The sequence below is a fragment of the Streptomyces sp. NPDC102360 genome, assembly GCF_044766085.1.
In the GTDB taxonomy this organism is placed as follows: Bacteria; Actinomycetota; Actinomycetes; order Streptomycetales; family Streptomycetaceae; genus Streptomyces.
Genome location: NZ_JBIWLG010000014.1, coordinates 220334 through 242547, shown reverse-complemented (window position 1 = coordinate 242547; position 22214 = coordinate 220334). Strand labels below are relative to the sequence as shown.

Sequence of the window (22214 nt, the reverse complement as noted above, 5' to 3'; positions counted from 1 at the left end):
GGACCAGGCGATCCGGGCGGCGTGAGGCCGGCCGTTCCGACGCCTCGGGGCTCTGCCCCGGACCCCGCTGCTCAATCGCCGCAGGGGCTTGAAATGCTCGACCGCCGCAGAGCTTGAATGGATCGCCCCCCTGTAGGGGGAAGGGAAATCACCACGGATTGAGCCCCTCCGTGCGGCGGGCCGCGAACCCCGGGGTCGGGTCCAAAAACACTCGCCGCACCGCAGGAAACCGCTCCCGAATCCGCCGCGCCGCGTCCTCACACGCCCACTCGATCTGCGCCGCGGTGGACGCATCCCGGAAGTCGACCTTCGCCGCGACGAGCGCCTCCCGCGGCCCCTGCACAAGCGTCGTCAGCTCAAGCACGGCCTCGACGTGCGCGACCCCGAGCACGATCTCCCGGATCTCGTCCCGGAAGGGCTTCGGCAACGGCCGCCCCACCAACAGCTCCGCGTTGGAGCGCCCGAGCACCCACGCCACCCCCAGCAACAGCACACCGATGCACAGGGACGCCACCCCGTCCCACACCCCCGACCCCGTGAGCTGGCCGCCGAGCAGCCCACCGGCCGCGAACAACAGACCGGCCAGCGCCGCACTGTCCTCCAGGACGACCGCCTTCACCGCCGTGTCGGGCGTGTGCCGCAGATACATACCGAAGGGCACCCGGATCCGGGCCGCCTCGCCCCGCGCCTGCCTGACCGCGGTGCGCAGCGAGAACCCTTCGAGGACGAACGCCACGGCCAGCACCACGTACGACACGAGGGGATCGCCCAGCTCCTCGCCCGCGACGAGCGTGTGGATCCCGTCGTACAGGGAGAAGACGGCGCCGCCGACGAACGTGGCGACGGCCGCGAGCAGCGCCCACACGTACCGCTCGCCTCCGTAGCCGAGCGGATGCTCCTCGTCGGCGGGCTTGTCGCTGCGCTTCAGGGAGGTGAGCAGCAGCAGTTCCGTGACGGTGTCGGCGAAGGAGTGCGCGGCCTCGGAGAGCATCGCGCTGGAGCCGCTGATGACGCCGGCGACGGCCTTCGCGAGGGCGATGCCCAGGTTGGCCGCCGCGGCGACGAGCACCGTGAAGACGCTCTCCCCGCCCGCTTCTTTCTTGCCGCTCGCACCATCGTCCACCCGTACATCCATGTACGGGACGTTATGTCCGATCAGCGGGAATCGCGAATGCCACTCAGCGTGGAACCCGCACCACGCCCTCCTGGATGACGGTGATCGCGAGCCGCCCGTCCTGCGTGTAGATCCGGGCCTGCCCGAGCCCGCGCCCGCCGGACGTGGACGGCGACTCCTGGTCGTACAGCAGCCATTCGTCGGCCCGGAACGGCCGGTGGAACCACATCGCGTGGTCCAGGGACGCGCCCACGACATCGCCGACGGCCCAGCCGCCCCGCCCGTGGGCGAGCAGTACGGAGTCGAGGAGCGTCATGTCGGAGACGTACGTCGCGAGGCACACGTGCAGCAGCGGGTCGTCCGCGAGCTTGTCGCGCGCGCGGAACCAGACCTGGGACCGCGGGGGCTGCGGATCGCCGACGAAGGCGAACGGCGGCGCGTCCACGTACCGCAGGTCGACGGCCTCACGGGCTTCCAGCAGGCGCTGTACGACGTCGGGTGACAGCACTCCGTCGACGTAGCGCGGGAGCATCTCCTCCGCGGTCGGCAGCGACTCCGGGTCGGGCGCGGGCGGCATGTCCGCCTGGTGTTCGAGACCTTCCTCGTACGTCTGGAAGGACGCGGAGAGGTGGAAGATCGGCTGCCCGTGCTGGACGGCGACGACGCGGCGCGTGGTGAAGGAGCGGCCGTCGCGGATCCGGTCGACGGTGTAGACGATGGGCGCGCCGGGGTCCCCCGCGACGAGGAAGTAGGCGTGGAGCGAGTGCGCGTGCCGGTCGGCGGGGACGGTGCGACCGGCCGCGACCAGCGCCTGGGCCGCCACCTGCCCGCCGAAGACGCGCGGGACGACGGAGGACCGGGACTGGCCGCGGAAGATGTCCTCCTCGATCTGCTCGAGGTCGAGCAGATCGAGGAGGGATTCGAGTGCGTGGTGCATGGGATCAGTTGTACCGAGCGAAGATTCTCGCCGGGTTACAGCCCCATGTTCTTCGCGATGATCGACTTCATGATCTCGCTGGTGCCGCCGTAGATGCGGTTCACGCGGTTGTCCGCGTACAGGCGGGCGATCGGGTACTCGTTCATGAACCCGTAGCCGCCGTGCAGCTGGAGGCAGCGGTCGATGACGCGGTGCGCGACCTCGGTGCAGAACAGCTTCGCGGAGGCGGCCTCCGCGGCGCTCAGCTCACCGGCGTCGAGCGCCTCGAGCGCGCGGTCGGCGACGGCCTCGGCGGCGTCCACCTCGGCCTGGCAGGCGGCCAGTTCGAACTTGGTGTTCTGGAACGACGCCACGGTCTTGCCGAAGACGGTGCGGTCCTGGACGTACTCCTTGGCGAACCGGACCGCGGCCTTGGCCTGCGCGTACGCGCCGTAGGCGATGCCCCAGCGCTCGGAGGGGAGGTTCTTGCCGAGGTAGTAGAAGCCCTTGTTCTCCTCGCCGAGGAGGTCCTCGACGGGGACCTTCACGTCGACGAACGCCAGCTCTGCGGTGTCGGAGGTGCGCAGGCCGAGCTTGTCGAGCTTGCGGCCGATCGAGTAGCCCTCGGACTTCGTGTCGACGGCGAACAGCGAGATGCCGTGGCGGCGGTCCTCGGCGGTCGCCGCGTCGGTGCGGGCGCAGACGATGACGCGGTCGGCGTGCACGCCGCCGGTGATGAAGGTCTTCGAGCCGTTGAGCACGTAGTGCGTGCCGTCGTCGGAGAGCTTGGCCGTGGTCTTCATGCCGGCCAGGTCGGAGCCGGTGCCCGGCTCGGTCATCGCGAGGGCCCACATCTCCTCGGCGGTGACGAACTTCTCCAGGTAGCGCTTCTTCTGCTCGTCGGTGGCGAGCATCTTGATGTACGGCAGGGCGAGGAGGACGTGCACGCCGGAGCCACCGAACGAGACGCCCGCGCGGGCGCACTCCTCGTTCTGGATGGCCTCGAACTTGTGGGTGTCCAGGCCCGCGCCGCCGAACTCCTCGGGCACGTTGATGCCGAACAGACCCAGGTCGGCCAGCTTGGTGTAGAGCTCGCGCGGCACGATGCCCTGCTGGAACCACTCGTCGTAGTGGGGGACGACCTCGGCCTCGATGAAGGCGCGCAGGGTCTCCCGGAACGCCTCGTGGTCCTCATCAAAAACGGTACGGCGCACGGAGAACTCTCCCTCTACGACGAGTGTGCGGACGGCAACCAAGCGACTAAGCGCTTGCTCAGGGGCAGGTTACCCGCGAGTCGCAAGGAGCGTCCAGAGATACAGGTCACTCCGCGGCAGCCACCGGCCTCACCCTGCGACCCCACCGGCCTCACTCTGCGCCAGCCGCCGCGAACGCGCCACGCGCCAGCTTGTGCAGCATCCGCGCGGTAGCCGTCCGGCCGGGCAGCGAGCTCGGGCGGCTCAGGTGCGGCGTCGAGTTCAGCAGCCCGAAGACCGCGTGCACGGCTACGCGCGCGTGCGCCTCCACCAGCTCGGAGTAGACCTTCCGCACCGCCTCCACCCACAACTCCACGTACTGGCGCTGCAACTGCCGCACCAGCTTGCGGTCGCTGTCGCGCAGCCGGTCGAGCTCCCGGTCGTGCAGCGTGATCAGGTCGCGGTCGTCGAGCGCGAAGTCGATGTGCCCCTCGATGAGCGAGTCGAGCAGCGCCTCGGGGCCGTGCTCCGCCTCGGCGACCCGCCGCTTGCCGCCGGTGAGCAGCTGCCCGCTGATCCCGACGAGCAGCTCGGCGAGCATCGCGTCCTTGCCGGCGAAGTGCCGGTACAGGCCGGGGCCGCTGATGCCGACCGCCGCCCCTATCTCGTCCACGCCCACACCGTGGAAACCGCGCTCGGCGAAGAGCCGCGCGGCCTCTCTGAGGATCTGCTCGCGGCGGGTGGGGGCGTCGGTTCTCGTGGCCATGAAGCAATTCTAGACAGGGACGTTAGCGAGCGTTAACCTGATGGAAATCGGTTAACGCTCATTAACAAACATGAGGGGCCGCGGGATGCAGGAAGCACCGGAGCTGACGAGCGCGGCGGAGCCGGCTTCGGAGGCCTGGCGGGCCAATGAGGCGGCGCACCGGGCGCTCGGCGAGGAGCTGCGCGCCAAGCTCGCCGCGGCCCGGCTCGGCGGCGGCGAGAAGGCGCGGGCCCGGCACACGGCGCGCGGCAAGCTGCTGCCGCGCGACCGGGTGGACACGCTGCTCGACCCCGGCTCCCCGTTCCTGGAGCTGGCCCCGCTGGCGGCGGACGGGATGTACGAGGGGCAGGCGCCGGCCGCGGGTGTGATCGCCGGGATCGGCCGGGTCGGCGGCCGCGAGTGCGTGATCGTCGCCAATGACGCGACGGTCAAGGGCGGCACGTACTACCCGATGACGGTGAAGAAGCACCTGCGCGCGCAGGAGGTGGCCCTGGAGAACCGGCTCCCCTGCATCTACCTGGTGGACTCCGGCGGCGCGTTCCTGCCCATGCAGGACGACGTGTTCCCGGACCGCGAGCACTTCGGGCGAATCTTCTACAACCAGGCGCGGATGTCGGGCGCGGGCATCCCGCAGATCGCGGCGGTCCTCGGTTCGTGCACGGCGGGCGGGGCGTACGTCCCGGCGATGAGCGACGAGGCGGTGATCGTCCGCAACCAGGGCACGATCTTCCTGGGCGGCCCGCCGCTGGTGAAGGCGGCCACGGGCGAGGTGGTGACGGCCGAGGAGCTGGGCGGCGGCGAGGTGCACTCGCGGGTGTCGGGCGTGACGGACCATCTGGCGGAGGACGACGCGCACGCGCTGCGGATCGTCCGCACGATCGTCTCCACGCTGCCGGAGCGCGGCCCGCTGCCGTGGTCGGTGAAGGCGGCGATCGAGCCGAAGGTGGACCCGGCGGGGCTCTACGGGGCGGTGCCGGTCGACTCGCGGACTCCGTACGACGTACGCGAGGTCATCGCGCGCGTGGTCGACGGTTCGCAGTTCGCGGAGTTCAAGGCCGAGTACGGGCAGACGCTGATCACCGGGTTCGCGCGGATCCACGGGCACCCGGTCGGCATCGTCGCGAACAACGGGATCCTGTTCGCCGAATCCGCCCAGAAGGGCGCCCACTTCATCGAGCTGTGCGACCAGCGCGGCATCCCGCTGCTGTTCCTCCAGAACATCTCGGGCTTCATGGTCGGCAAGGACTACGAGGCGGGCGGTATCGCCAAGCACGGCGCCAAGATGGTCACGGCGGTGGCCTGCACGCGCGTGCCGAAGCTGACCGTGGTGATCGGCGGCTCGTACGGCGCGGGCAACTACTCGATGTGCGGCCGGGCCTACAGCCCCCGCTTCCTGTGGATGTGGCCCGGAGCGAAGATCTCCGTGATGGGCGGCGAGCAGGCCGCATCGGTGCTCGCGACCGTCAAGCGCGACCAGTTGGAGGCGCGCGGCGAGCAGTGGCCCGCCGAGGAGGAGGACGCCTTCAAGGCGCCGATCCGTGCCCAGTACGAGTCGCAGGGGAACGCCTACTACGCGACGGCCCGGCTCTGGGACGACGGCGTGATCGACCCGATGGAGACCCGCCAGGTCCTCGGCCTGGCCCTGACCGCGTGTGCCAACGCGCCGCTGCCGGAGAAGTCCGCCGGCTTCGGCGTCTTCCGGATGTGAGGGGCGGACCAGACGTGTTCGAGACGGTACTTGTGGCCAACCGGGGCGAGATCGCGGTGCGCGTCATCCGTACGCTGCGGGCGCTCGGCATCCGCTCGGTGGCCGTGTACAGCGACGCCGACGCGGACGCACGGCATGTGCGCGAGGCGGACGAGGCGGTACGGATCGGCCCGCCGGCGGCCACCGAGAGTTATCTGGTGGCGGAGCGGCTGATCGAGGCCGCGGCGGCGACCGGCGCGCAGGCGGTGCATCCCGGCTACGGGTTCCTTGCGGAGAACGCGGGGTTCGCGCGGGCCTGCGAGGAGGCGGGACTCGTCTTCATCGGCCCGCCCGCGGAGGCGATCGCGCTGATGGGCGACAAGATCCGCGCCAAGGAGACGGTGAGCACGGCCGGGGTGCCGGTGGTGCCCGGCGGCCGGGACCCGGAACTCGCCGAAGCAGCACGGAAGTTGGGTGCACCCGTCCTCCTCAAGCCGAGCGCGGGCGGCGGCGGCAAGGGCATGCGGCTCGTCCGCGATCTGGCCACCCTGGAGGAGGAGATCGCGGCCGCCCGGCGCGAGGCGCGGGCCTCCTTCGGGGACGACACGCTCCTCGTGGAGCGCTGGATCGACCGGCCGCGCCACATCGAGATCCAGGTCCTGGCGGACGGCCACGGGAACGTGGTGCACCTGGGCGAGCGCGAGTGCTCCCTCCAGCGCCGCCACCAGAAGATCGTCGAGGAGGCGCCCTCCGTGCTGCTCGACGAGGCCACGCGCGCGGCGATGGGCGCGGCGGCCGTGGAGGCGGCGCGCTCCTGCGGCTACCGGGGCGCGGGCACGGTGGAGTTCATCGTGCCGGGCGATGACCCGGCGTCGTACTGCTTCATGGAGATGAACACCCGCCTCCAGGTCGAGCACCCGGTGACCGAGCTGGTCACCGGCGTCGACCTGGTGGAGTGGCAGGTGCGGGTGGCGGCGGGCGCGCAACTCCCGTTCGGGCAGGACGACATCACGCTCTCGGGCCACGCGGTGGAGGCGAGGTTGTGCGCGGAGGACCCGTCCCGCGGCTTCCTCCCCTCCGGCGGCACGGTTCTGGCGCTGAGCGAGCCCGAAGGTGAAGGCGTACGGGTCGACTCCGGCCTCACCGAGGGCACGGAGGTGTCGTCCCTCTACGACCCGATGCTCGCGAAGATCATCGCGTACGGCCCCGACCGGGACACGGCACTGCGCAGGCTGCGGGCCGCGCTCGGCCGCACGGTGACGCTCGGCGTGCCGACGAACGCCGGCTACCTGCGGCGCCTCCTCGCCCATCCCGACGTCGTGGCGGGCGAGTTGGACACGGGCCTGGTGGAGCGCGCGACGGACGAGCTGGTCGACGCGGAGGTTCCGGCGGAGATCTACGCGGCGGCGGGCGCGCTGCGCCAGGAGCGGCTGGCCCCGGCCGCGAGCGAGGGCTGGACGGACCCGTTCGACCGGCCCACCGGCTGGCGGCTCGGCGGCGAACCGGCGTGGACCGTGCACCCCTTGAGGGTCGCGGGCCACGACCCGGTCGAGGTCCGGGTGCGCGGCGCCGAGGTCCTGGTCGACGGCGCGCCGACCACGCCCGCCCGCCTCACCGCGACCGCGGGCGACTGGCTGGCGCGCGACGGCGACGCCTGGCACGTGCAGGACCACGACCCGGTGGCGGCGAACCTGACCGGGGCGGGGGCCGGCGGCGCGGGGTCCCTGACGGCGCCGATGCCCGGCACGGTGACCGTGGTGAAGGTGGCGGTGGGCGACCAAGTAGCGGCGGGTCAGAGCCTGTTGGTGGTGGAGGCGATGAAGATGGAACACGTGATCACGTCCCCGCACGCGGGCACGGTGAGCGAGCTGGACGTGTCGCCCGGGACGACGGTGGCGATGGACCAGGTACTTGCGGTCGTCGACCCGGCGGACACGGACGCGGCGGACACAGACGCGGCCACCTCGGACACCGCCGGTGCCGGTGCCGGCGAGGAGGCCACGCGATGACCACCACGCCCCCGCTCCCCATGGTCGTCCCCACCCAGGACCTCCCGGCCCGCGTCCGGATCCACGAGGTGGGGGCGCGCGACGGGCTGCAGAACGAGAAGCGGGCCGTGCCCACCGAGGTGAAGGCGGAGTTCATCCACCGTCTGGCGCAGGCCGGCCTCACCACCATCGAGGCCACGAGCTTCGTGCACCCCAAGTGGGTTCCCCAACTCGCGGACGCGGAGGACCTGTTCCCGCTGCTCCAGGACCTCGGGACCGGCATCCACCTCCCCGTCCTCGTGCCGAACGCGCGCGGCCTGGACCGGGCCCTGGCCCTTGGCGCGCACCGCGTCGCCGTGTTCGCCAGCGCCACGGAGTCCTTCGCCAAGGCCAACCTGAACCGGACGGTGGCGGAGTCCCTGGCGATGTTCGAACCAGTGGTGACGCAGGCCAAGGAGCACCGGGCGCACGTCCGCGGCTACCTCTCCATGTGCTTCGGCGACCCGTGGGAGGGCCCGGTCCCCGTCCATCAGGTCGTCTCCGTCGCCAAGTCCCTGATGGACATGGGCTGCGACGAGCTGAGCCTCGGCGACACCATCGGCGTGGCCACCCCCGGACACGTACAGACGCTGCTCGCGGAGCTGAACGAGGAGGGCGTGCCGACAGATCGTATCGGCGTGCACTTCCACGACACGTACGGACAGGCGCTCGCCAACACCCTGGCGGCGCTGCAGCACGGCGTGACGACGGTGGACGCCTCCGCTGGCGGCCTCGGCGGCTGCCCGTACGCGAAGAGCGCCACCGGCAACCTCGCCACCGAGGACCTCGTCTGGATGCTGCGCGGACTCGGCATCGAGACCGGGGTCGACCTCGGCCGTCTCACCGACACCAGCAGGTGGATGGCCGGACACCTGGGCCGACCCAGCCCGTCCCGCACCGTTCGTGCCCTCGCACCCGAGGCCGACGCCGATGCCGACCAGGAGCAGTGAGGCAGCCATGGATCACCACCTCTCCCCCGAGCACGAGGAACTCCGCCGCACCGTCGAGGAGTTCGCGCACGAGGTCGTCGCCCCGAAGATCGGCGACCTCTACGAGCGGCACGAGTTCCCGTACGAGATCGTGCGCGAGATGGGCCGCATGGGCCTGTTCGGGCTGCCGTTCCCGGAGGAGTACGGCGGCATGGGCGGCGACTATCTGGCGCTCGGCATCGCCCTGGAGGAGCTGGCGCGCGTCGACTCCTCGGTGGCCATCACCCTGGAGGCCGGGGTCTCGCTCGGCGCCATGCCGATCCACCTCTTCGGTACGGAGGAGCAGAAGCGGGAGTGGCTTCCGAAGCTGTGCGCGGGCGAGGTCCTCGGCGCGTTCGGGCTCACGGAACCCGAGGCGGGCTCGGACGCGGGCGGCACCCGCACGACGGCCGTGCGGGACGAGGAGACCGGTGACTGGGTCATCAACGGCACGAAGTGCTTCATCACCAACTCGGGCACGGACATCACGGGCCTGGTGACGGTGACGGCGGTGACCGACCGCACGGCGGAAGGACGCCCGGCGATCTCCTCGATCATCGTGCCGTCCGGGACGCCGGGCTTCACGGTGGCGGCGCCGTACTCGAAGGTGGGGTGGAACGCGTCGGACACGCGTGAGCTGCACTTCGACGACGTACGGGTGCCGGCCGCGAACCTGCTCGGCACGGAGGGCAGGGGCTTCGCCCAGTTCCTGCGGATCCTCGACGAGGGGCGCGTCGCGATCTCGGCGCTTGCCACCGGGCTCGCGCAGGGCTGCGTCGACGAGTCGGTGAAGTACGCCAAGGAGCGCCGCGCCTTCGGGCGCGCCATCGGTGGCTACCAGGCGATCCAGTTCAAGATCGCCGACATGGAGATGAAGGCGCACACGGCGCGGCTCGCGTGGCGGGACGCGGCGTCGCGGCTGGTCTGCGGGGAGCCGTTCAAGAAGGAGGCGGCACTCGCGAAGCTGTACTCGTCGACGGTCGCGGTGGACAACGCGCGGGAGGCGACGCAGATCCACGGTGGGTATGGCTTCATGAACGAGTACCCGGTCGCCCGGATGTGGCGGGACTCCAAGATCCTGGAGATCGGGGAGGGGACGAGTGAGGTGCAGCGGATGCTCATCGCGCGGGAGCTGGGCCTGACCAGCTAGCGCCGGTGCGGCCATCTAGCGCCGGTGCGGCCATTTAAGCCCCTGCGGCGATTGAGTTATTTCAAGCCCCTCCGGCGATTGAGGAGCGGGGTCCGGGGCGGACCCCCGTGTCCGGGTCACGGCCCCGGGTGCTCAAAAGATTGGGGCTCTGCCCCATACCCCGCTGCTCAATCGCCGCAGGGGCTTGATGTTCCGCACCTCAAGCGCCGGCGGGGCTTGATTGCCCCGCCCCCTGGACATGCCGGGAACTTAGGTTAACCTACCCTGAGTTCCACACCCGCCCGGTCACCCCTCCGGCACGTCCAAAGGTTGCCCGCCATGCCCAACGCCCTGTCCCGCCCCACCCGCCGCGGCATCCTCGCCGCGACCGGCGCCATCGGCCTCGGAGCCGCGCTCGCCGCCTGCGGCGACGGTGGCTCCAAAGACGGGGGTTCGAGCTCGGCGGGCGCCGCCAAGAAGTCCGGCCCCTGGTCGTACAAGGACGACCGCGGCAAGACCGTGAAGCTGGACAAGGTGCCGACGAACATCGTCGCCTTCACCGGCATGGGCGCCGCCCTCTACGACTACGGCATCCAGGTCAAGGGCGTCTTCGGCCCGACGACCACGAAGGGCGGCAAGCCCGACGTCCAGGCCGGCGACATGCCCGTCGACAAGGTCACGGTCATCGGCAACGAGTGGGGCCAGTTCAACATCGAGAAGTACGCGGGGCTCGCCCCCGAGGTGCTGATCACCACGATCTTCGACGGCGCGGGCACCCTCTGGTACGTCCCCGAGGAGTCCGCCAAGAAGGTCGCCAAGCTCGCCCCGAGCGTCGGCATCTCCGTCTACGACCGCCAGCTCACGACGCCGCTCGAGCACGTCTACAAGCTGGCCGAGTCGCTCGGCGCCGACCTGAAGGCCGACAAGGTCGTCAAGGCCAAGAAGCGCTTCGAGGACGCCGCGGCCCGCCTGCGCAAGGCGGCCAAGGCCCACCCCGACATCAAGGTCCTCGCGGGCAGCGCGAGCCCCGACATCTTCTACGTCTCGGGCACGAACCTCTCCATCGACCTGGAGTACTTCAAGGCGCTCGGCGTGAACTTCGTGGAGCCCTCGGAGGGCGCGAAGAAGGCGTCCGGCGGCTGGTTCGAGAACCTGAGCTGGGAGAACGTCAACAAGCACAAGGCCGACATCATCATGATGGACGACCGCGCCCAGGCGATTCAGCCCGCCGACATCGACGAGCCGACCTGGAAGAAGCTGCCGGCGGTCAAGGCGGGCCAGGTCATCGCCCGCTCCCCCGAACCGATCCTCTCCTACGACAAGTGCGCTCCCATGCTGGAGAACCTCGCGAAGGCCATCGAGACGGCGAAGAAGGTGTCCTGATCCCATGACGACGACGACCGAAGCCCCCGCTGTCGCCCCTTTCCGATTCTTCGATCTGCAAGTGGTCCGCACCCGGCGGCTCGGTCCGTCGCTCCTCAGGGTCACCTTCACCGGGCCCGACCTCGCCGACTTCCACGGCGGCGGCCGGGACCAGTCCCTCTCCCTCTTCCTGCCGCACCCGGGCCAGGTCGCGCCGGTCATGCCGCCCGTCGTGCCCGGCGAGGACGGCCGCGCCTGGCACGCGGCGTACCGGGCGATCCCGGACGGCGAACGCGCGATCATGCGCTCGTACACGCTGAGCGGCCAGCGCCGCTTCCCCGCGGAGGAAGTCGACATCGACTTCGTGCTGCACGACGACGACCCGTCGACCTCGGGCCCCGCCTGCCGCTGGGCCCGCGCCGCGGCCCCCGGTGACCGTGCCGTCGTGCTCGGTCCGGCCGTTTCCGACAACGCCGCGGTGCGCTGCCGGCCCCAGGACGACTTCGACCACATCCTCATGTGGGGCGACGAGACGGCTCTCCCCGCCGCGCTCGGCGTGCTGGCCTGGCTGCCCGAACACGTCTCCGCGCACGTGTACTTGGAGGTTCCGCACCGCGCGGACATCCAGCCGATCATCACGCTCGCGGATGTGGATGTGACCTGGCTGGTCCGTGACGAGGGTGCCCCCTCGGCCGTCGACGCCGTGCGCGGTGCGCGGCTTCCCGAAGCCACAAGTCCGTACGCCTGGCTGTCCGGTGAGTCCGGGGCGATGAAGGAGCTGCGGCGGCATCTGGTGCGTGAGCGCGGCTACGACAAGCGGGCGGTCACCTTTGTCGGGTACTGGCGGCGCGGCATGAGCGAGGACGCGCTGCGGGCGGCGTAACGCCACGGGGCTCCGCCCGGACCCCGCGCCTCAAACGCCGGCGGGGCTTGAACGACAACAGAACAGGGGGCGGGGTCGCGAGCCAAAGTTAGGTTAGGCTAACCTAATCAAAGGGTTCGCGACCCCGCCCTTTTTCCTGCCCCACCCGGGAACCACCCCACCCCACCCGGAGGAACCGTTCATGCGCTCGCACCTGCTCAACGACACCACAGCGGAGCTGTACCGCAACTCCGTGACCGAGGGAGTCGAGCGGGTGGCGGCCAAACTCGCCACCACCACAAGGCCGTTCACCGGCGTCACCCCAGACGCTCTCGCCCCCACCGTCGACGCCGTCGATCTGGACGAGCCGCTCCAGGACACCATCGCCGCCCTGGACGAGCTGGAGGACGTCTACCTCCGCGACGCCGTCTACTTCCACCACCCCCGCTACCTCGCCCACCTCAACTGCCCGGTCGTCATCCCGGCCGTGCTCGGCGAGGCGATCCTCGCCGCGGTCAACTCCTCGCTCGACACCTGGGACCAGTCCGCCGGCGGCACGCTCATCGAGCGCAAGCTCATCGACTGGACCACCGGACGGATCGGCCTCGGCCCGGCGGCCGACGGCGTGTTCACCTCCGGCGGCTCGCAGTCCAACCTGCAGGCGCTGCTGCTCGCCCGGGAGGAGGCCAAGTCGCAGGACCTGTCCAAACTCCGCGTCTTCGCCTCCGAGGTCAGCCACTTCAGCGTCAAGAAGTCCGCGACGCTGCTCGGCCTCGGCCCGGAAGCGGTCGTCTCCGTCCCGGTCGACCGCGAGAAGCGCATGCAGACCGTGGCCCTCGCCGCCGAGCTGGAGCGCTGCCGCGAGAACGGCCTCGTCCCCATGGCCGTCGTCGCGACCGCGGGCACGACCGACTTCGGCTCCATCGACCCGCTGCCCCAGATCGCCGAGCTGTGCGCCCAGTACGGCACATGGATGCACGTCGACGCCGCGTACGGCTGCGGGCTGCTCGTGTCGAACAAGAACCGCGACCGTATCGACGGCATCGAGCGCGCCGACTCGGTCACCGTCGACTACCACAAGTCCTTCTTCCAGCCGGTGAGTTCGAGCGCGATCCTGGTCCGCGACGGAGCCACCCTGCGGCACGCCACGTACCACGCGGAGTACCTCAACCCGCGCCGCACGGTCGCCGAGCGGATCCCCAACCAGGTCGACAAGTCCCTCCAGACCACGCGCCGCTTCGACGCGCTCAAGCTGTGGCTGACGCTGCGCGTGATGGGCGCGAAGGGCATCGGCGGCCTCTTCGACGAGGTGTGCGACCTGGCGTACGAGGGCTGGCAGCTGCTCGCCTCCGACCCGCGCTTCGACGTGGTCGTGGAGCCGAGCCTGTCCACGCTCGTCTACCGCTACATCCCGGCCGACGCCACCGACCCGGCGGAGATCGACCGCGCCAACATGTACGCCCGCAAAGCCCTGTTCGCCTCCGGTGACGCCGTCGTCGCGGGCACCAAGGTGGGCGAGCGCCAGTACTTGAAGTTCACCCTGCTCAACCCCGAGACGACGCTCGACGACATCTCGGCCGTCCTCGACCTCATCGCCGGCCACGCCGAGCAGTACCTGGGAGACACCCTTGACCGCGCATCCTGAGACGACGAAGAAGCACGTCTACGATTTCATCGGGATCGGACTCGGCCCCTTCAACCTCGGCCTCGCCGCGCTCACCGAGCCGATCGACGAGCTGAACGGGCTGTTCATCGAGTCCAAGCCGGACTTCGAGTGGCACTCGGGGATGTTCCTCGACGGCGCCCACCTCCAGACCCCGTTCATGTCGGACCTGGTGACGCTCGCCGACCCCACGTCCGCGTACTCCTTCCTCAACTACCTGAAGGAATCGGGGCGGTTGTACTCGTTCTACATCCGCGAGAACTTCTATCCGCTGCGCGTCGAGTACAACGACTACTGCAAGTGGGCGGCCGCCAAGCTGTCGTCGATCCGCTTCTCGACGACCGTCACCGAGGTGCGCTACGACGAGGCGGCCGAGCTGTACCTCGTGCACACGGACAAGGACGAGACCCATCGGGCCCGGCGCCTCGTCCTCGGCACCGGCACCCCGCCGTACGTCCCCGAGGCGTGCCAGGGCCTGGAGGGTGACGGGGTCATCCACAACTCCCGTTACGTGCAGCACAAGGAGCAGCTCCAGAAGAAGAAGTCGATCACGCTGGTCGGCTCAGGGCAGTCCGCCGCGGAGATCTACTACGACCTCCTCGGCGAGATCGACGTGCACGGCTACCGGCTGAACTGGGTGACGCGCTCGCCGCGCTTCTTCCCGCTGGAGTACACCAAGCTCACGCTGGAGATGACGTCCCCGGACTACATCGACTACTTCCACCAGCTGCCGGAGCAGACCCGCTACTCCCTGGAGGAGCGGCAGAAGGGCCTGTTCAAGGGCATCGACGGCGAGTTGATCGACGCCATCTTCGACCTGCTCTACCAGAAGGGCCTCAGCGGCCCCGTGCCGACGCGCCTGCTCACCAACTCGGCGCTGCGCACGGCCGGTTACGAGAACGGCACGTACACCCTCGGCCTGCACCAGGAGGAGCAGGACAAGGAGTTCGAGCTGGAGACCGAGGGCCTGATCCTCGCCACCGGCTACAAGTACGCCACTCCCGCCTTCCTGGAGCCGGTCAAGGACCGCATCCGCTGGGACGGCAAGGGCCGCTTCGACGTCGCCCGCAACTACGCGATCGACACGACCGGGCGCGGCATCTTCGTGCAGAACGCGTCCGTGCACACCCACTCGATCACCAGCCCCGACCTGGGCATGGGCGCCTACCGCAACAGTTACATCATCGGCGAGCTGCTCGGCACCGAGTACTACCCCGTCGAGAAGACCATCGCGTTCCAGGAGTTCGCAGCATGAGCACCACACACACCACGAACAGTGCCGTCGGGAAACTGTCCCTCCGGCCCGTCGACCCGCAGGGCGACGCCGAGCTGCTGCACCGCTGGGTCACCGACCCCAAGGCCGCCTTCTGGCTGATGCAGGACGCGAAGCTCCAGGACGTCGAGCGCGAGTACATGTCCATCGCGGCGCACGAGCACCACGACGCCTTCCTCGGCCTGCACGACGGCGAACCGGCGTTCCTGATGGAGCGCTACGACCCGCGGTACGTCGAGCTCGTCGGCCTGTACGAGCCCGAGCCCGGCGACATCGGCATGCACTTCCTCACCGCGCCCTCCGACGTCCGCGTCCCGGGCTTCACGCGCGCCGTGATCACGGCGGTGATGGAGCACCTCTTCGCCGACGCCTCGGTGCGGCGCGTCGTCGTCGAACCCGACGTGGGGAACAAGGCAGTTCACGCCCTGAACGAGGCCGTCGGCTTCGTCCCCGAGCGTGAGATCGACAAGCCCGAGAAGAAGGCGCTGCTGAGCTTCTGCACGCGCGCCCAGTTCGAAGCGGCCACGGGAAGGACCACCGGAGCATGAGCATCGCCGACGCCGCCACCCACCTCTCCCCCGAGCGCTGGGCCGAGGCCAACCGCCTCCTCATCCGCAAGGCCCTGGCCGAGTTCAGCCACGAGCGGCTCCTCATACCCGAGGCCGCCACGGGCCCCGACCGGTTCTCCGTCCTCAGCGACGACGGCCTGACCCGCTACGAGTTCACCGCGCGCCGCCTGCGTCTCGACCACTGGCAGGTGTCCGCCGACTCGATCACCCGCCACCGCGACGGCGCCGAACTCCCGTTGAACGCGCTGCAGTTCTTCATCGAGCTGAAGGAGAGCCTCGGCCTCAGCGACTCGACGCTCCCGGTCTACCTGGAGGAGATCTCCTCCACGCTCTCCGGCACCTGCTTCAAACTGACGAAGCCCTACCTGTCCTCCGCCGAACTCGCCGCCTCCGGCGACTTCCAGGCGATCGAGACGGGCATGACCGAGGGCCACCCCTGCTTCGTCGCGAACAACGGCCGCCTCGGCTTCGGCATCCACGAGTACCTCTCGTACGCACCCGAGACCGCGAGCCCCGTCCGGCTGATCTGGCTGGCGGCGAGCCGCGAGCGGGCCGCCTTCACGGCGGGCGTGGGCCTGGAGTACGAGTCGTTCCTGCGCGCCGAGCTGGGCGACGCCACCCTGGAGCGCTTCGACACGGTCCTGCGCGACCAGGGTCTCGACCCGGCCGACTACCTCCTCATCCCCGCCCACCCGTGGCAGTGGTGGAACAAGCTCTCCGTCACGTTCGCCGCCGAGATCGCCCAGCAGCACCTGGTGTGCCTGGGCGAGGGCGACGACGAGTACCTGGCGCAGCAGTCGATCCGCACGTTCTTCAACAAGAGCGCCCCCACCAAGCACTACGTGAAGACGGCCCTCTCGGTCATCAACATGGGCTTCATGCGCGGCCTTTCGGCGGCGTACATGGAGGCGACGCCGGCGATCAACGACTGGCTCGCGCACCTCATCGAGAACGACGAGGTGCTCAAGGACACCGGCCTGACGATCATCCGCGAGCGCGCCGCCGTCGGCTACCGGCACCTGGAGTACGAGGCCGCCACCGACCGCTACTCGCCGTACCGCAAGATGCTGGCCGCGCTGTGGCGGGAGTCCCCGGTGGACTCCCTCGGCGCGGGCGAACGCCTGGCGACGATGGCGTCCCTCCTGCACGTGGACCGCGAGGGCAAGTCCTTCGCGGGCGCCCTGATCGAGCGCTCGGGCCTCACCCCACGCGAGTGGCTGAAGCCCTACCTGAAGTCGTACCTCACGCCGCTCCTGCACAGCTTCTACGCCTACGACCTGGTGTTCATGCCGCACGGCGAGAACGTCATCCTGGTCCTGGACGAGCAGGGCGTCGTCAAGCGGTCGATCTTCAAGGACATCGCCGAGGAGATCGCGGTGATGGACCCGGACGCGGTCCTGCCGCCCGCGGTCGAGCGCATCAAGGCCGAAGTCCCCGACGACATGAAGCTGCTCTCCATCTTCACGGACGTCTTCGACTGCTTCTTCCGCTTCCTCGCGGCGAACCTCGTCGAGGACGGCGTCGTGGACGAGGAGACGTTCTGGTCGGCGGTCGCGGACTGCGTGCGCGACTACCAGGCGGCGATGCCCCAACTGGCGGAGAAGTTCGAGCGGTTCGACATGTTCGCCCCGCACTTCTCCCTGTCCGCCCTCAACCGCCTGCAACTGCGCAACAACGAGCAGATGGTCGACCTGGCGGACCCGTCGGGCGCCCTGCAACTGGTCGGCGACCTGGACAACCCCATCGCCTGACCCCATGACCGGGGAGGGGCTCGGGAGACGGTCCTCCCGAGCCCCTTTCCCGTACGAGAATGGCGGCATGGCGGAAATCATCCAGCGCGACGGCACCTGGACGTATCTCGGCGACACGCTGCGGCTCGTGCCGGGGCGCGACAAGGGCGTGAGCCCGCTCCGCAAGGCACTGGGCGAGCTGACCGTGCCGCTGACGGCGCTCGCCGGGGCCTCCTTCGAACAGGGCAAGAAGACGGGCCGCCTGCGGCTGCGCCTGCGCGACGGCGCGGACCCCCTCCTCCATGCGACCGGCGGCAAGCTGACCGAGGGCGCGGATCCGTACCAGCTCACCGTCGAATCGGACCGCTACGGCGTGGCCGAGTACTTCGTCGACGAGGTCCGCAACGCCCTGCTCCTCGACGAGGTCCCCACCTCGCCCTGCGACACATACCTCGTGCCGGGCCCCGCCGTGCCGCTGTCCGTCTCCGCCGGGGACGGCACGGCGAGCTTCGACGGGGAGCGGGTGCGCCTGGAGTGGAACTGGAAGACGGAAGAGGCCAAGTCCTCGGCCGGCACCCGGGTCCTGGCCCTCTCCGACATCACGGCGGTCGAGTGGCAGCCGGCGATCGGCCTGGAGAACGGCTGCCTCCGCTTCACGGTCCGCTCGTCACCGACGAAGGCGCCACCCAAGTACGACCCCAACTCCATCGAACTCTGGGGCTTCAAGAAGGACCCGCTGATGGCCCTCGTGGCGGCGGCGGTCCAGGCCCGGCTCCCCCACACGACCCCGCCCCCCGCCCTCGAAGAAACCCCACCTCCCCCGCAGCCCCCGGCGGAGGACGACCACGACGCCCTCCTGCGCCGCCTGCGCGAACTGGGCGACCTCCACCAGGCCGGTGTCCTGACGGAGGAGGAGTTCACGACGGCGAAGTCGGCGATCCTGAAGCGCCTGTGACCCGCACCAATCAAGCCCCGCCGGCGATTGAGGCGCGGGGTCCGGGGCAGAGCCCCGTGAGCGCAACCGCTCCTAGGCCCGCACCTTCCGGGCGACCACGAACCGGTCGACCTCCGCCCCGGTCTCCGCAAGCCCCCGCACGGTGAGCCTCGCCGTCCGCCCCACGGACGCCGGCTCCACATCCACCCGCAGGAACGAGTAGTTGGTGTACCGCACCCTCGACCAGTCGACGGTCACCGACTTCTTCCCACCCCCGTCCTGCGTCACATACGACGCGAACGGATCGACCTCCTTCTCGTGCCCCTCGTACGAGTCCTCGACCGGAAACTCGTAGAGCCCCTTACCCGCCGCCCCGGCGGTGACGTACACGACGCCATCCGTCTCCGGATACGCCGTCCCCCCGATCGGCAGCTCCTTGGTGACCTTGTCCCCCTTCAGCACATCCGTCCGCTCGTAGACGTGGTTGTGCCCGTTGATCACAAGGTCGACGGTGTACTTCTCGAACAGCGGCACCCACTCCTTGCGCACACCCCCCTCCGAGGCGTGCGCGGTGGCGGTGCAGTAGGCGCAGTGGTGAAAGAACACAACAACGAAATCGATCCCGGACCCGGCGGCCCGGAACTTCCTCAACTGCCGCTCGAACCAGGTGGTCTGGGTCCCCCCGCTCACCCCGAGATTCGCCGGGATCTCGTACGAGACGTCGTTCGCGTCGAGCGAGACGACGGCCGTGTTCCCGTGCACGAAGGAGTACGCGCCCGGCAGGTTCTTCGGGTCGGGCCCGTTCGTCGGCGGCGCGAACCGGGCCTCCTGGCTCCCGTACCCGTTCGGCGAGTACCAGGCCTCCATGTCGTGATTGCCGTAACTCACCATCCACGGCACGGACTTGGCGACGGTCTCCGTCTGCGCGAGGAACTGGTCCCAGGTGCGCGCGTCGAACGTATCCGTCGTCTTCCCCTGCCCGGAGGGGTCCGCGTAGGCGATGTCACCGGCGTGCAGATGGAAGGCCGGGCCCTGCGCGAGGATCAGGCTGTCGTTGGCGAGCGCGTGATAGCTGACGCCCTGATCGCCGAAGGCGGTGAAGGTGAACGGCTGCGAACGGGCCGGAGCGGTCGTGAACGTACCGATGGTGCCCGCGAACTTCGGCGACGCCGGATCGAAGCCCCGGTGCCCGACCCCGTAGTAGTACGTCTTGCCGGGCTTGAGGTGGGTCAGCTTCGCGTGCACGTAGTACTGGGTGTGGTCGGCGCTGGTACCGACGCCCGCCGGGGTGTACAGCGCCCGCAGCTCGGCCGGGATCTTCCGCGACAGCTCGCCGGCGCTCGCCCCGACCCTGACGAACGGGTCCTTGACCGCGACCGGCACCTGCCAGGACACGGTCATCCCGGTGCGCGCGTCGTCGCCGTACGACAGGTGCCGCCCGAAGGGCGCGACGAGCGCCCCGTCGACGGCCTCCGTGGCGGCCGCCGCCGACCTCGCCGGAGCGGCGCTCGCGGCACCCGGCACGAACACGCCGCCCGCGACCGCGCCGAGCGTGACGGCACCGCCGCGCATCACGGTGCGCCGGGAGAACCGGCTGCGCAGATACTCGTGCTGCTCGGCGAGCGACCGGTCGGCGAGCTCGGCGGGTACGCCCATACGTGGAATGTCCATGCCCGGAAAGATGTCTGAGGCACCTATCCACCAGGAATACTCCGGGTGAACGCGACCACACGATTAAGCCCCACCGGCACCGATCAAGCCCCACCGGCACCGATCAAGCCCCGCCGGCGATTGAGGCGCGGGGACCGGGGCAGCGCCCCGCAACCGCAACCCACGACCACCCGAGGGAACTCCTGCCCGATATCGGGCAGAATTCTTGCGAAACCGACCCGAAACCCCGATGATCGGCTGCGTGCACGAGGAACTTGTCGACCACCTGACACGCAGCACCGCCCTGAGTCGGGGCGAGGCGCTGCGGGTGGTCCAGGACGTGCTCGCCTACTTCGACGAGTCGGCGGAGGACTACGTCCGCCGCCGGCACCGCGAACTCCAGGGCCAGGGCCTGGTGAACGCGGAGATCTTCGAGCGGATCCTGGCGGATCTGCGCTACCGGGCGGTGTCGCCGCCGGAGCTCTCCCTCCGCCAGCTGCGCCGCATCGTCTACGGCTGAGGGGAACTTCTCTACTTATGTGCGGAATCGTCGGTTACATCGGCAAGCGTGACGTCGCGCCGCTCCTTCTCGAAGGACTGCAGCGCCTGGAGTACCGCGGTTACGACTCCGCGGGGGTCGTCATCACCAGCCCCAAGTCCACCGGCCTGAAGATGGTCAAGGCCAAGGGCCGGGTGCGCGACCTGGAGGCGAAGGTCCCGGCCCGCTTCAAGGGCACCACCGGCATCGCCCACACCCGCTGGGCCACGCACGGCGCCCCGTCCGACGAGAACGCGCACCCGCACATGTCGGGCGACGACAAGGTCGCGGTCGTCCACAACGGCATCATCGACAACGCCTCCGAGCTGCGCGCGAAGCTGACCGCCGAGGGCATCGAGTTCCGCTCCGAGACGGACACCGAGGTCCTCACCCACCTCATCGCCCGCTCCCAGCTGCCCGAGCTCGAGGACAAGGTCCGCGAGGCGCTGCACCTGATCGAGGGCACGTACGGCATCGCGGTCGTGCACGCCGACTTCCCGGACCGCATCGTGGTCGCGCGCAACGGTTCGCCGGTCGTCCTCGGCATCGGCGACAAGGAGATGTTCGTCGCCTCGGACATCGCGGCGCTGATCACCCACACCCGCCAGATCGTCACGCTCGACGACGGCGAGATGGCCACGCTCAAGGCCGACGACTTCCGTACGTACACCACGGCCGGCACCCGCACCGCCAACGAGCCGACCACCGTGGACCTCGAGGCCGCCTCCTTCGACATGGGCGACCACGACACGTACATGCACAAGGAGATCTCCGAGCAGGCGGACGCCGTGGACCGCGTGCTGCGCGGCCGCATCGACGACCGGTTCTCCACGGTGCACCTGGGCGGCCTCAACCTGGACGCCCGCGAGGCCCGCACGGTCCGCCGCGTGAAGATCCTCGGCTGCGGCACCTCGTACCACGCGGGTCTGATCGGCGCCCAGTTGATCGAGGAGCTGGCCCGCATCCCCGCGGACGCCGAGCCCGCCTCCGAGTTCCGCTACCGCAACGCGGTCGTGGACCCCGACACCCTCTACATCGCCGTCTCCCAGTCCGGTGAGACCTACGACGTCCTCGCCGCGGTCCAGGAGCTGAAGCGCAAGGGCGCCCGCGTCTTCGGCGTCGTGAACGTCGTCGGCTCGGCGATCGCCCGCGAGTCGGACGCGGGCGTCTACGTCCACGCGGGCCCCGAGGTCTGCGTCGTCTCGACCAAGTGCTTCACCAACACCACGGTCGCCTTCGCCCTGCTCGCCCTGCACCTGGGCCGCATCCGCGACCTCTCGGTCGCCGACGGCAAGCGCATCATCGAGGGCCTGCGCAAGCTCCCCGCCCAGATCACCGAGATCCTGGAGCAGGAAGCGGAGATCAAGAAGATCGCCGAGGAGTACGCGGACGCCCGCTCGATGATGTTCATCGGCCGCGTCCGGGGCTACCCGGTGGCCCGCGAGGCGTCCCTGAAGCTCAAGGAGGTCTCGTACATCCACGCGGAGGCCTACCCGGCCTCGGAGCTGAAGCACGGCCCGCTGGCCCTCATCGAGCCCGCGCTCCCGACCGTGGCGATCGTCCCCGACGACGACCTCCTCGAAAAGAACCGCGCCGCGATGGAGGAGATCAAGGCCCGCTCCGGCCGCATCCTGGCGGTCGCCCACCAGGAGCAGGAGAAGGCCGACCGCACGATCGTCGTCCCGAAGAACGAGGACGAACTGGACCCGATCCTGATGGGCATCCCCCTCCAACTCCTCGCCTACCACACGGCCTTGGCCCTCGGCCGCGACATCGACAAGCCCCGCAACCTGGCGAAGTCCGTCACGGTCGAGTAGGTCCCTCGCGCCGCAC

The 22214-nt window shown here is 69.9% G+C and carries 18 protein-coding genes; 13 read left to right on the top strand and 5 right to left on the bottom strand.

What is annotated here, in order from left to right; translation table 11 throughout:
- Positions 1 to 148 precede the first annotated feature (148 nt).
- From ACIRHA_RS37630 to ACIRHA_RS37615, 4 genes are all read right to left on the bottom strand, one after another.
- Entirely contained in the window at positions 149 to 1135 is a 987-nt protein-coding gene (locus tag ACIRHA_RS37630; RefSeq protein ID WP_403855332.1) for a cation diffusion facilitator family transporter, read from the bottom strand.
- Positions 1136 to 1178: 43 nt separating this feature from the next.
- Positions 1179 to 2051: an acyl-CoA thioesterase gene (locus tag ACIRHA_RS37625; RefSeq protein WP_403855330.1), complete on the bottom strand. Its 873-nt coding sequence runs from the start codon at positions 2049 to 2051 to the stop codon at positions 1179 to 1181.
- Between the two features lie 35 nt (positions 2052 to 2086).
- The gene (locus ACIRHA_RS37620) at positions 2087 to 3244 is read right to left on the bottom strand and encodes an acyl-CoA dehydrogenase family protein (RefSeq protein ID WP_403855328.1); all 1158 of its coding nucleotides are present in this window, start codon (positions 3242 to 3244) and stop codon (positions 2087 to 2089) included.
- A gap of 151 nt (positions 3245 to 3395) precedes the next feature.
- Positions 3396 to 3989, bottom strand: coding sequence for a TetR/AcrR family transcriptional regulator (locus tag ACIRHA_RS37615; RefSeq protein WP_403855326.1), 594 nt, complete (start codon positions 3987 to 3989; stop codon positions 3396 to 3398).
- Between the two features lie 85 nt (positions 3990 to 4074).
- Here ACIRHA_RS37615 and ACIRHA_RS37610 point away from each other — a divergent pair, with 85 nt between their 5' ends.
- The 11 genes from ACIRHA_RS37610 (at position 4075) to ACIRHA_RS37560 (ending at position 18214) form a co-directional block, all read left to right on the top strand.
- Positions 4075 to 5697 carry a carboxyl transferase domain-containing protein gene (locus ACIRHA_RS37610; protein ID WP_403855324.1) on the top strand — a complete coding sequence of 541 codons (1623 nt, stop codon included), beginning with the start codon at positions 4075 to 4077 and terminating at the stop codon, positions 5695 to 5697.
- Positions 5698 to 5711: 14 nt separating this feature from the next.
- Complete coding sequence (locus ACIRHA_RS37605) at positions 5712 to 7685, top strand: acetyl/propionyl/methylcrotonyl-CoA carboxylase subunit alpha (RefSeq protein WP_403855322.1); 1974 nt, start codon at positions 5712 to 5714, stop codon at positions 7683 to 7685.
- On the top strand, positions 7682 to 8653 hold the full coding sequence (locus ACIRHA_RS37600) for a hydroxymethylglutaryl-CoA lyase (protein ID WP_403855320.1): 972 nt from the start codon (positions 7682 to 7684) through the stop codon (positions 8651 to 8653). Before ACIRHA_RS37605 ends, ACIRHA_RS37600 begins: the two co-directional genes overlap by 4 nt.
- 7 nt (positions 8654 to 8660) lie before the next feature.
- Positions 8661 to 9821, top strand: a complete 1161-nt coding sequence (locus ACIRHA_RS37595; protein ID WP_403855318.1) for an acyl-CoA dehydrogenase family protein — start codon at positions 8661 to 8663, stop codon at positions 9819 to 9821.
- Between the two features lie 318 nt (positions 9822 to 10139).
- The gene (locus tag ACIRHA_RS37590; RefSeq protein WP_403855316.1) at positions 10140 to 11183 is read left to right on the top strand and encodes an ABC transporter substrate-binding protein; all 1044 of its coding nucleotides are present in this window, start codon (positions 10140 to 10142) and stop codon (positions 11181 to 11183) included.
- A 4-nt stretch (positions 11184 to 11187) separates the two neighbouring features.
- Positions 11188 to 12045, top strand: coding sequence for a siderophore-interacting protein (locus ACIRHA_RS37585; protein ID WP_403855314.1), 858 nt, complete (start codon positions 11188 to 11190; stop codon positions 12043 to 12045).
- Positions 12046 to 12226: 181 nt separating this feature from the next.
- Entirely contained in the window at positions 12227 to 13669 is a 1443-nt protein-coding gene (gene desA / locus ACIRHA_RS37580) for a lysine decarboxylase DesA (protein ID WP_403855312.1), read from the top strand.
- On the top strand, positions 13653 to 14942 hold the full coding sequence (locus tag ACIRHA_RS37575) for a lysine N(6)-hydroxylase/L-ornithine N(5)-oxygenase family protein (RefSeq protein WP_403855310.1): 1290 nt from the start codon (positions 13653 to 13655) through the stop codon (positions 14940 to 14942). Before desA ends, ACIRHA_RS37575 begins: the two co-directional genes overlap by 17 nt.
- Complete coding sequence (locus ACIRHA_RS37570; protein WP_403855308.1) at positions 14939 to 15508, top strand: GNAT family N-acetyltransferase; 570 nt, start codon at positions 14939 to 14941, stop codon at positions 15506 to 15508. The genes ACIRHA_RS37575 and ACIRHA_RS37570 overlap by 4 nt, the downstream gene beginning before the upstream one ends.
- A complete protein-coding gene (locus tag ACIRHA_RS37565) occupies positions 15505 to 17280 on the top strand; it encodes an IucA/IucC family protein (protein WP_403855306.1) in 1776 nt (591 codons plus the stop codon). The genes ACIRHA_RS37570 and ACIRHA_RS37565 overlap by 4 nt, the downstream gene beginning before the upstream one ends.
- Positions 17281 to 17347: 67 nt before the next feature.
- Positions 17348 to 18214 carry a DUF4429 domain-containing protein gene (locus ACIRHA_RS37560; RefSeq protein WP_403855304.1) on the top strand — a complete coding sequence of 289 codons (867 nt, stop codon included), beginning with the start codon at positions 17348 to 17350 and terminating at the stop codon, positions 18212 to 18214.
- Between the two features lie 72 nt (positions 18215 to 18286).
- Here the strand turns inward: ACIRHA_RS37560 and ACIRHA_RS37555 are convergent, their stop codons facing one another.
- Positions 18287 to 19864 (bottom strand): purple acid phosphatase family protein, encoded by a 1578-nt coding sequence (locus ACIRHA_RS37555; protein WP_403855302.1) that lies wholly within the window; start codon positions 19862 to 19864, stop codon positions 18287 to 18289.
- A gap of 241 nt (positions 19865 to 20105) precedes the next feature.
- Here ACIRHA_RS37555 and ACIRHA_RS37550 point away from each other — a divergent pair, with 241 nt between their 5' ends.
- Both ACIRHA_RS37550 and glmS read left to right on the top strand, forming a co-directional pair.
- Positions 20106 to 20363, top strand: coding sequence for a hypothetical protein (locus ACIRHA_RS37550; RefSeq protein WP_403855300.1), 258 nt, complete (start codon positions 20106 to 20108; stop codon positions 20361 to 20363).
- Between the two features lie 17 nt (positions 20364 to 20380).
- A complete protein-coding gene (gene glmS, locus ACIRHA_RS37545) occupies positions 20381 to 22198 on the top strand; it encodes a glutamine--fructose-6-phosphate transaminase (isomerizing) (RefSeq protein ID WP_403855298.1) in 1818 nt (605 codons plus the stop codon).
- Positions 22199 to 22214: the final 16 nt, after the last annotated feature.

Bases quoted from the DNA above. Each gene is read 5' to 3' on its own strand.
- ACIRHA_RS37590 (WP_403855316.1), top strand. From the start codon at position 10,140: ATGCCCAACGCCCTGTCCCGCCCCACCCGCCGCGGCATCCTCGCCGCG.
- ACIRHA_RS37625 (WP_403855330.1), bottom strand. From the start codon at position 2,051: ATGCACCACGCACTCGAATCCCTCCTCGATCTGCTCGACCTCGAGCAG.
- ACIRHA_RS37600 (WP_403855320.1), top strand. From the start codon at position 7,682: ATGACCACCACGCCCCCGCTCCCCATGGTCGTCCCCACCCAGGACCTC.
- ACIRHA_RS37610 (WP_403855324.1), top strand. From the start codon at position 4,075: ATGCAGGAAGCACCGGAGCTGACGAGCGCGGCGGAGCCGGCTTCGGAG.
- desA (WP_403855312.1), top strand. From the start codon at position 12,227: ATGCGCTCGCACCTGCTCAACGACACCACAGCGGAGCTGTACCGCAAC.
- ACIRHA_RS37555 (WP_403855302.1), bottom strand. From the start codon at position 19,864: ATGGACATTCCACGTATGGGCGTACCCGCCGAGCTCGCCGACCGGTCG.
- ACIRHA_RS37595 (WP_403855318.1), top strand. From the start codon at position 8,661: ATGGATCACCACCTCTCCCCCGAGCACGAGGAACTCCGCCGCACCGTC.
- ACIRHA_RS37630 (WP_403855332.1), bottom strand. From the start codon at position 1,135: ATGGATGTACGGGTGGACGATGGTGCGAGCGGCAAGAAAGAAGCGGGC.
- glmS (WP_403855298.1), top strand. From the start codon at position 20,381: ATGTGCGGAATCGTCGGTTACATCGGCAAGCGTGACGTCGCGCCGCTC.
- ACIRHA_RS37570 (WP_403855308.1), top strand. From the start codon at position 14,939: ATGAGCACCACACACACCACGAACAGTGCCGTCGGGAAACTGTCCCTC.
- ACIRHA_RS37560 (WP_403855304.1), top strand. From the start codon at position 17,348: ATGGCGGAAATCATCCAGCGCGACGGCACCTGGACGTATCTCGGCGAC.
- ACIRHA_RS37565 (WP_403855306.1), top strand. From the start codon at position 15,505: ATGAGCATCGCCGACGCCGCCACCCACCTCTCCCCCGAGCGCTGGGCC.
- ACIRHA_RS37615 (WP_403855326.1), bottom strand. From the start codon at position 3,989: ATGGCCACGAGAACCGACGCCCCCACCCGCCGCGAGCAGATCCTCAGA.
- ACIRHA_RS37585 (WP_403855314.1), top strand. From the start codon at position 11,188: ATGACGACGACGACCGAAGCCCCCGCTGTCGCCCCTTTCCGATTCTTC.